This window comes from Microcystis sp. M079S1, assembly GCF_020246425.1.
GTDB lineage: Bacteria > Cyanobacteriota > Cyanobacteriia > Cyanobacteriales > Microcystaceae > Microcystis > Microcystis aeruginosa.
Window position 1 is genome coordinate 1 of the sequence record NZ_JADBSZ010000292.1, and the last position, 9,301, is coordinate 9,301.

General features: G+C 42.0%; 9 protein-coding genes and 1 pseudogene. 9 read left to right on the forward strand and 1 reads right to left on the reverse strand.

Annotated features, from left to right (window positions below; genetic code table 11):
* The first annotated feature begins 283 nt into the window (after positions 1-283).
* The 4 genes from IM456_RS19000 (at position 284) to IM456_RS19015 (ending at position 5,928) form a co-directional block, all read left to right on the forward strand.
* Positions 284-1,876, forward strand: a complete 1,593-nt coding sequence (locus tag IM456_RS19000) for a tetratricopeptide repeat protein (RefSeq protein ID WP_287693265.1) — start codon at positions 284-286, stop codon at positions 1,874-1,876.
* Positions 1,836-2,576 (forward strand): T9SS type B sorting domain-containing protein, encoded by a 741-nt coding sequence (locus tag IM456_RS19005; RefSeq protein WP_287693264.1) that lies wholly within the window; start codon positions 1,836-1,838, stop codon positions 2,574-2,576. Before IM456_RS19000 ends, IM456_RS19005 begins: the two co-directional genes overlap by 41 nt.
* Positions 2,573-3,712, forward strand: coding sequence for a hypothetical protein (locus IM456_RS19010; RefSeq protein WP_287693263.1), 1,140 nt, complete (start codon positions 2,573-2,575; stop codon positions 3,710-3,712). The genes IM456_RS19005 and IM456_RS19010 overlap by 4 nt, the downstream gene beginning before the upstream one ends.
* A 164-nt stretch (positions 3,713-3,876) precedes the next feature.
* Positions 3,877-5,928: an NAD(P)H-quinone oxidoreductase subunit 5 gene (locus IM456_RS19015; RefSeq protein WP_104397469.1), complete on the forward strand. Its 2,052-nt coding sequence runs from the start codon at positions 3,877-3,879 to the stop codon at positions 5,926-5,928.
* Positions 5,929-6,032: 104 nt separating this feature from the next.
* Here the strand turns inward: IM456_RS19015 and IM456_RS19020 are convergent.
* Positions 6,033-6,185 (reverse strand): annotated as a pseudogene (locus tag IM456_RS19020) (ATPase); the annotation flags it as partial.
* A 53-nt stretch (positions 6,186-6,238) separates the two neighbouring features.
* Here IM456_RS19020 and IM456_RS19025 point away from each other — a divergent pair.
* The 5 genes from IM456_RS19025 (at position 6,239) to IM456_RS19045 (ending at position 8,947) form a co-directional block, all read left to right on the forward strand.
* On the forward strand, positions 6,239-6,889 hold the full coding sequence (locus IM456_RS19025; protein ID WP_287693262.1) for a PEP-CTERM sorting domain-containing protein: 651 nt from the start codon (positions 6,239-6,241) through the stop codon (positions 6,887-6,889).
* Between the two features lie 454 nt (positions 6,890-7,343).
* Entirely contained in the window at positions 7,344-7,670 is a 327-nt protein-coding gene (locus IM456_RS19030) for a type II toxin-antitoxin system VapC family toxin (protein ID WP_253881189.1), read from the forward strand.
* Between the two features lie 256 nt (positions 7,671-7,926).
* Complete coding sequence (locus IM456_RS19035; RefSeq protein ID WP_149986739.1) at positions 7,927-8,208, forward strand: hypothetical protein; 282 nt, start codon at positions 7,927-7,929, stop codon at positions 8,206-8,208.
* A gap of 174 nt (positions 8,209-8,382) precedes the next feature.
* On the forward strand, positions 8,383-8,631 hold the full coding sequence (locus IM456_RS19040) for a DUF433 domain-containing protein (RefSeq protein ID WP_149986738.1): 249 nt from the start codon (positions 8,383-8,385) through the stop codon (positions 8,629-8,631).
* Positions 8,615-8,947: a DUF5615 family PIN-like protein gene (locus IM456_RS19045; RefSeq protein ID WP_149986737.1), complete on the forward strand. Its 333-nt coding sequence runs from the start codon at positions 8,615-8,617 to the stop codon at positions 8,945-8,947. Before IM456_RS19040 ends, IM456_RS19045 begins: the two co-directional genes overlap by 17 nt.
* The last annotated feature ends 354 nt before the right edge of the window (positions 8,948-9,301 follow it).

Sequence of the window (9,301 nt, forward strand, 5' to 3'; positions counted from 1 at the left end):
CCCCCTTATGGACTTGCGCTTTGATAATGTACCTTTTGGGCGAACGCAGTTCGCCCCTACATTGTGGACAAAATCCGTTACTGTAGGGGCGCAAAGCTTGCGCCCTCCGATCGATTGGGATATTATTCCCACGCAAGTCCCTTATCAAGGTAGCAGGGGGGATCAGAGGCAAAATCTATCTTCAATGTAATTATAACTACTTACTTAACTGACTAAGATGCAGCAATGTTCCTGACTCCATTGCTATCTGTTAACCTATAGATAGAATATTTTCAATCAGCTTATGAAAGTGGTGCGGCTGGCTTGGGTGTTAACTTTGGCATTGATGATCATGCCGCCGACAACAGTGGCACAAACACTAGAGCAGTTATGGCAACAGGGTAAAACCGCTCAAGCGCAAAAAAAATACCCGGAAGCCGAAAGAATCTGGCGACAAATTATTCAGCTTGATCCTAACAGTGCTGTGGCTTTTAGCAATCTCTGCGCTGCGCTATTCCGTCAAAATAAGTTAGACGAAGCACTGATTTTCTGTCAAAAAGCTCTCGCTCTCGATCCAAAACTTCCAGAAACCTACAAAAATATAGGTAATGTCCTATATGACCAGAAAAAACTGACGGAAGCGGAGGAAATGTACCGTAGGGCGCTCGCTCTTGATGATAAGTATGTCTATGCCTACAACAATCTCGGTATGGTGCTGAGGGACCAGAAAAAACTGACGGAAGCGGAGGAAATGTACCGTAGGGCGCTCGCTCTTGATGATAAGCTTGTCCCTGCCTACAACAATCTCGGTAACGTGCTGAGGGATCAGAAAAAACTGACGGAAGCCGAGGAAATGTTCCGCAGGGCGCTCGCTCTTGATGATAAGTTTGTCTATGCTTACTACAATCTCGGTCTCGTGCTGTATGACCAGAAAAAACTGACGGAAGCGGAGGAAATGTACCGTAGGGCCTTAGATTTACCGGATAATACTACTGGGACTCCTACTACCGCTCACACCCTTGCCCATAATGGTTTGGGTCTGCTCCTACAGGAACAGGGCAAGCTAGAGCAAGCGATCGCTGAGTTCGAGAAGGCGACAAAAATCGATCCGAAGTTTGAATTTGCTCGCAATAACCTGCAAGAGGCCCGGCGCTTGTTATCGTTGCAGCAACAACCAGAGCAGATCATAGCTTTGAATAATACTAAATATTTACCTCAAGACGATCCCCTCACCCGGATCAAGCGATCGATCGTTAAAATCAGTGTTGTCTTTACTGGTAACGCCAAGGGGACAAACTACGGTACGGGTTATGTGATCAAACGCCAGGGAACAACGGTGTGGATTATCACCAATCGTCATGTGGTGGTTGATAGTGACACGGAACAGAGGGGCGATAATCTGGAAGTGGAACCCTATTACGGCGAAAATCTACCGAACCTTCCCCGCGCTCGTGCAGTGGCGAAAATAGTTCACATCAACGAACCCGATGAAAAATTGGATTTAGCTTTGCTGGAAGTCAGGGATTTGCCCAGTGATATCGGCTCTTTAACCTTTTATCAAGATAAGATCAGCCCAGACACACCGATTTCTATCATCGGACATCCTGAATCAAAAGATTGGTCTCAATACAAGACTACAGTAATCAACATTCAATCTAGCACAGGCCATTTATTAATCGATACGAGTCTGGCAGAGGGCGCTTCAGGGAGTCCCGTACTCGATCCAGAAATGCGGGTGATCGGATTGGTGTTTAATACAGTTAACGAGTCCCGACTCAATAGCAATGCTGGTATCGCTGTGGCTCATACCGCAACTCAAATTTTAAAACAGTTATGTGAATGGAAGGTTACACTAGATGAAAAAAACAATTACTGCCCTGAACTTAACAATTTTTAGTCTTGTTTTGCTCTCACTTTTCCCTGCTATTCAAGCTCAAAACTGTGGCAAGGGAGATACTAGATTTAGCAATTATATCCGGAGAGATAATGACAACCGCTGTGAAGGAATAGCCCCGATCGATATTGCAGGCAGTTTTAGTCTTATTTCCCTTTCTATCGGCCGGATTCGGGGGATGAGTGATTACTTGCAGCTAGAAGTGCCTGCCCGCAATAATTTAGCCCCAAAAGTGAGGGTGCGTTCTGTGCGGAAAAATTATCAACTCGATCCTATTACCTTGCATCCTCAAGGTTCTCGATATCAATTTAAATGGTCGAATGATGTTATCGACAGGGAGAATATCGTCCTTGACAGTCTGCGGGCCACGGCCTATATCAGTGAGGGTAGATTGATCTATTTGCCAGTTATTTTTAATCCGTCGGGAAAATACGATCTCGTCTTTTTTACTAATGTGCGTAGCCAGATCAAAGAATTACAAATCCTCCAGAACAACAAGGTTATCTATGAGACTTCTCGCCCTAACTGGCAACCAAAAGGAGAAATTTTCTTGAGTTGGGATGGTCGTACTTCTGATGGTAAACTGGCTAAGGCGGGATTGTACGAATTGCGAGTCAAAGCTTTATTAGAACAAGATGATGCTCCTCCCAGAAATGCCCCGATTAATATAACTTTTGAACATAATCCCCAGTGGCTAAAATGAAGTCCAAGCATAATTTTAAAAGTTTCTGGCGATTTATCAGGAAAAATCTCAAGTTTTGCACAGTTTTTATAGTTACTCTAGCACTTGTTTTCCTGTCGATTTTTTGGGGAATTATCCCAGTTAAACAAAACTTTGAAGGCAATTTATTGGTAAAAAGCTTTAGTTTTACCTGTCAAGAAAACGAAAGTTTATTGCTCAAAGATGTCGATAATCTTTCCCAAATAGATCTATCGGGACTGAAAAAATTTACCCTCGCTGGTACCTTTAGCAGTCTTGCAGATCCCGAACTCAATAAACGAGAGCGACTAGAAATTGAATCAATCCGGGAAAATAGCACTTTAACAATTACCCCGACGGCGGATTTTATCCTGCAAGAACTCCGTTTACAAAAAGAAACTAGAGTAAAAAATCTCAAATACGCGCCTTTTAATAATCTTTTGGCTTTTAGTTTGCAGCCAAATTCTCAACCAGTAAATTTATCATTTAACCCTAGCGGCAACCCGATTAAAATAACTCTCTCTGGTTATAAAATTGCTAATTTACCCCAAAAAAAAGAGGATATTCCCCTCGAATTTAATCTCAGCACCACCGAATTTAAATTAGAAATACAACAAGCGATCGAGGTTAATTTACAACTTTCTCAAGATAAAGAACAGCCTATTTTTTGGCGCAATATTAAAGTTAATAATGTTAGATTTGAGCGACCGATTATCACCGGTAATAATGTGAGAGATGACTTAGTGGAATCGACAATTATTTCTGGTAATATCCGGATGGCTCAACAGGATCTTAAGCTAGAAGAAAATCAATTCCTGATCGTCGAGAAACCTGGAGTAGAGATATTAAATCAGATAAAAATTATCCGAGAGGATAGCAACCAAAACCTCAAACTAAAAACCACGGGGGAAAACTTGCAGATTACCGAGGCATCACAAGGTTTAGAAGTGAGCGTTTCCGGCAATACCAACAGCATCCAAGTGGGGTTAAATCCGCGACTACCGATCGCCCAAATTCAAGGCAGTTTTTTATCCCGTTATCTTGGTAGCGAGGCGAGCGTGGCGATAATTTCCTTTTCTGGCGGTTTGATTGTTTCTTTGCTTTCGTGGTTATTCGATAATTTTCACGCTTCTCCCTAAAAATTACTGTCCCGCTCGCTAAACTGCCAAATTGATAAGATCCTTTGACCTTTCGCCGCCTTATTGAGCAGAACTAGGTATAAACACTTTCTTAAGAATTAACCTATGTCACAATAGATGAAGATAAACCAAATAGTGTGAAGTTGTAAACTAGGTATTACTGAATGGAACCGCTTTATCAGTACGCGTGGCTAGTTCCCGTCCTGCCTTTGGTAGGCGCTACCCTAGTCGGCGCGGGCTTAATTTCCTTTAATGAAGTCACCAATCGTCTGCGACAGGTAAATGCTGTATTGATCATTTCTACCCTCGGCGCGTCGATGGTGCTGTCTTTTGCGCTGTTGTGGAGTCAAATCAATGGACACGCTCCCTACAACCAAATGATCGATTGGGCATCGGCGGGTAACTTTCACCTGAAAATGGGTTATACGATCGATCACCTCAGCGCTTTAATGTCGGTTATCGTCACCACCGTAGCCTTTTTGGTGATGATTTATACCGATGGTTACATGGCCCACGACCCCGGTTATGTGCGTTTTTACGCCTATCTGAGCATTTTTAGCAGTTCTATGCTCGGTTTGGTCATCAGTCCCAACCTCGTCCAGATCTACGTTTTCTGGGAATTGGTGGGGATGTGTTCCTATCTGCTAGTAGGTTTCTGGTTCACTCGTCCGGCGGCTGCCGAGGCCTGTCAAAAAGCCTTCGTTACCAACCGCGTCGGCGATTTTGGCTTATTACTGGGAATGCTGGGTCTTTTCTGGGCTACCGGCAGCTTCGAGTTTGATATCATGGGTGAACGTCTAGAGGAATTAGTCTCTTCTGGAGCCATTGCCGGCAGTTTAGCGGCATTATTCGCCGTTTTAGTCTTCCTTGGACCCGTGGCCAAATCAGCCCAGTTTCCCCTTCATGTCTGGCTACCGGATGCCATGGAAGGTCCGACCCCGATTTCGGCCCTGATTCACGCCGCCACCATGGTGGCCGCCGGAGTTTTCCTGATTGCCCGGATGTATCCCGTTTTTGAGCCAATTCCCACGGCGATGACGGTAATTGCTTGGACGGGGGCCTTTACTGCCTTTCTAGGGGCAAGTATCGCCCTCACCCAGAATGATATCAAAAAGGGTTTAGCCTATTCCACCATCTCCCAATTGGGTTACATGGTTATGGCTATGGGTATCGGTGCTTATAGTGCGGGGTTATTCCACCTGATGACCCATGCTTATTTTAAAGCGATGTTGTTCCTCGGTTCCGGTTCGGTCATCCACGGTATGGAGGATGTGGTCGGTCATGAGCCGGTTTTAGCGCAAGATATGCGGATGATGGGCGGTTTACGCAAGTATATGCCCATTACTGCCCTAACTTTCCTGGTGGGAACTCTGGCCATCTGTGGGATTCCTCCTTTCGCTGGTTTCTGGTCGAAGGATGAAATTCTCGGTTTAGCTTTTGAGGCGAACCCAGCTTTATGGTTAATCGGTTGGGGGACTGCGGGTTTAACAGCTTTTTATATGTTCCGGATGTACTTTAACACTTTTGAAGGGGAGTTTAGAGGCACTAATAAGGAGATTAAACGCCGACTGTTAGCCAATGCGGGCGCGATTCCAGCTTTTGGACCGGGGGCAATGAATGTTAAGCAATTAGACTCGGAAGCACAGGAAGAAGACAACCACGGCCATCATGCCCATGAACCCCACGAATCGCCAATTACGATGACTTTACCTCTAATGATTTTAGCGGTTCCTTCTTTGTTAATCGGTTTGGTGGGTAAACCTTGGCAGAATTTCTTCGAGGGTTTTATTCATGTTCCTAACGAAGTGGTGGAAGAAGTTCATGCTTTTGATTGGACAGAGTTTCTGATTATGGCGGGTAATTCGGTGGGGATTGCTTTAATCGGGATTACTGTCGCTTCTTTGATGTATCTCCAGAAGAAAATTGACCCCGCAACTATTGCCGAAAAATTCCCCGTTTTGTATCGTTTTTCCCTGAACAAATGGTACATTGATAATCTCTATGATCGAGTTTTTGTCCAGGGTTGTCGTCGTCTCGCACGGCAAATTATGGAAGTGGATTATCGCGTTATCGATGGGGCAGTGAATTTAACCGGTTTAGCTACTCTTGTCAGTGGTGAAGGTCTCAAATACCTCGAAAATGGTCGCGCCCAATTCTACGCTTTAATTGTCTTTGCCGCAGTTTTGGGTTTGGTAATTGTCTATAGTCTGGTGTAGATTTTTAAGCCGTTGACTAAAGATTTTTAGGGGGCGCAAAGCCCCTTTTTTCAGCTTTAAGTCCCCCTTTTTAAGAGAGATTTAGGGGGATCAAACTCTTATAGTCAGATTTGGGAAAAGCGATCGCTTTTGATATACTCTTTAAAAATAGATGATAATTGAAATCGGTTTTGCTCCCTTTGAATTAAATAACGTTGTTGCAAGGATTGTAAACCATTGATTAAATCACTGACAGATAAATCTAGGTTATTTTTTAAAAGCCTGTAGTACCCTTAAACGTAACTTAAGTTCAACTAAGGATTATTCTAGGATGAAAACGGCAATTAAACCCAATCAATCAACTAAACCCTTGCTACAATCTCTATCGGTCGCTATGACATCGGCCCTCTTGTTGGGAGTGACCGCATTACCTAGCAAAGCCTCTATGATGGTTGTAGTACCAATAGATATAGCAATAGGTGATGGTACTCTTGAAAATCCCTTTTTACCAACTCCAGACCCCACTAATCCCGATGGTTTTAGTTTTGTCGATATTCCTATAGTCCCGGGTCAAATCTTCTTCTTCGATCCCGATGTGGCAGTGGGTTATGATTATGCCGTTACAGGAGGTCCGTTATTTGCTTCTGTTTTAATTCCTGGTCCCTTACCCAATGGAGACAGTAACTTCACCCTAGAATTACCCGGCGGTGTTGGTAGTTTTCCTCTGACAGCTGGAACATCCTTCAACTTATTAGACTATAATACTATGGGCTTTAGTAGCTTCCGTATTAGCGGTATTGACACAATGGAAATGCTTGATCCTACTAATCCTCTTGCTTTCGTAACTGGATTAAGCTTTACCAATAGTGGCATGGTGAGTGTTACTCAAAATCCCGTTGTAGTAAATATTCCTGAACCTTCAAGCTTGTTAAGTTTTGGTTTATTAGGATTAGGTTTTGGGATGAAGAAACTCAAGAAATAACTGATTAAAATATTCAATTGCGATCGCTTTTTTATCGGGTGCATTAACAAAGTATAATGCGCTTTATTTGTTGTCTATTGACGAATTCAATAAACATAAGATAAAATACTATTGATACTCGTAACCATTAAAGAGAGATATGAAGATCAATCCCATTCTAGATAACTCTTTAACCCTTGAACAAAGAGTGACTGCTTTAGAAACAGAATTATTATAAATTAAACAAAAACTGACTCAACCCCATTCTTGGTGGTTAAAGATAGCGGGAAGTTTTGAGGAAGATCAAACCTTTGATGAAGTGGTTAAACTAGGACAAGAATGGCGTAAATCTGTTGAGTGATAACTTTAATACATGACATAGATTTTTGATACCGATCACCTTAGCTTTATTCAACGGAATGGAAAAGAAGGAAAGCAAATATTAAAAAAGTTAGCCACCCTAGATAATCCAGAAGTGGCGGTTACAATTATTACCTATGAAGAACAAGTAAGAGGAAGACTTTTATTCATATCCAAAGCAAAAACAGTAGAACAGCAAATTTTAGCTTATCAAGGGTTAGAACAATTAATCATTGACTATCAGTCAATTGTGTTAATTCCTTTCAATCAAGTCGCCATGTTAGAATATCAACGCTTGCGAAAATTGTACCCTCGTCTGGGAAAAATGGAGCTTAAAATAGCAGCAATTACTTTAACAAACAAAGGAATTTTCTTAACTCGTAATAGTACCGACTTTCAACAAATTGACGAATTCAAAATAGAAGATTGGTCAGTCACTTAAACCTGAATTGATTTAATGATTAATTTTCACCCAGTCATCGCAGATGAATTAGCCTCCCTTAAAAACAGGTAAAGTGACTATCACCATTTTGCCTAATTTTTTCGCTCTGGTAATGAACTTTTGATTATGAAATGATCCAAAGACGTTAATTTAAAAGATTGAGGTCAGGGGAGTTGGTTGGGTTGGTTTTGTGTTAAAATCGGGTTAGGGCTAGTCTGAATCATTTATCCTGTATCATTTAACGGTGGAGAAAACTATGCTAAAAACCTTTAAAGCAATTTTGACAAATAATACCCTTCAATGGCTTGATGAAACCCCTGAAATCAACTCCGAACATCCTGTTAATGTTTATATTACCTTATTAGAAGAAAATATCATTGGTGAAAATCGATCTAACGGTCAGAAAATGGCCAATGCTTTGAAAAAAATTGCTAACAATAATACTTTTACTGATGTTGATACCCAACAGTGGCAACAACAAACTCGACGCAATCGCTCTCTTCCGCTCCCCCTTGCCTCGTCTCAACAAGCAATTTAAATTACGAACAGCTTACCATTTTTCTTTATTCGTGGCAGACATTCTACTCCCCTTTCCCCCCCAACCCCCCCCGATGTCGGGGGGGTTGAGGTGAGGGTAATTAACCATCTCTGCCATTACTTTAGAAAAATGGTATTAAGCTATAATAATCATTAGCCAACAACAATTATTACTATGTCTTTTGCAGCTAAATATCGAGATCGGATTGTGATTAACCCAGACATTCGCAGTGGCAAGCCTTGCATTGTCAATACTCGTATTGCAGTAGCAGATATTTTTGATTATCTAGGAGGAGGGATGACTATTGAAGAAATATTAGATGATTTCCCCGATCTTACCTTAGAAGATATACAAGCCTGTTTTGCATTTGCCGCCGAGAGGGATCGTCGTTTAATGGTTATTCCCTATGAAGCTGCTATTTGACGAAAATTTATCACCTAAACTACCTCTGTTGCTGGTATCACATTTTCCCGATAGCACTCATGTTAGAGATTGTGGCCTAAAAGGGTTTCCCGATCAAAGGATTTGGGAATATGCGTGTATCAATGGATTTATAATTGTCTCGAAAGATTCTGATTTTTATCAACGGAGTTTGTTGTATGGCCAACCTCCAAAGTTCATCTGGCTGAGGATTGGAAATTGTACCACTCATCATCTAATCAGTCTTATTTTAAAACATAAACAAGCTATTAAGAGATTTAGCAATAATTCTACCGAGTCAGTTTTAGTAATTGCATAATGATAAGCTGTACTGAATTTAAACTGCGTAGGGGAAATTTTAGTACAAATGCTCAAACTGCTTCTCCCTGCTCCGGTGCTCCCCGCTCCCCTGCAATCTTAACGAGTAATTTAGATAGTCAACAGCTTATATTATCCTAAGCGATCGCTTTTCTTTTCTGGTGCATTAACAAACTATAATGCGCCTGACAGCATTTCTCCTAATTTAGACTGCCTAGGGACTTGCGCTTTGATAATGTACCTTTTGGGCGAACGCAGTTCGCCCCTACATTGTGGACAAAATCCGTTACTGTAGGGGCGCAAAGCTTGCGCCCTCCGATCGATTGGGATATTATTCCCACGCAAGTCCCCTATC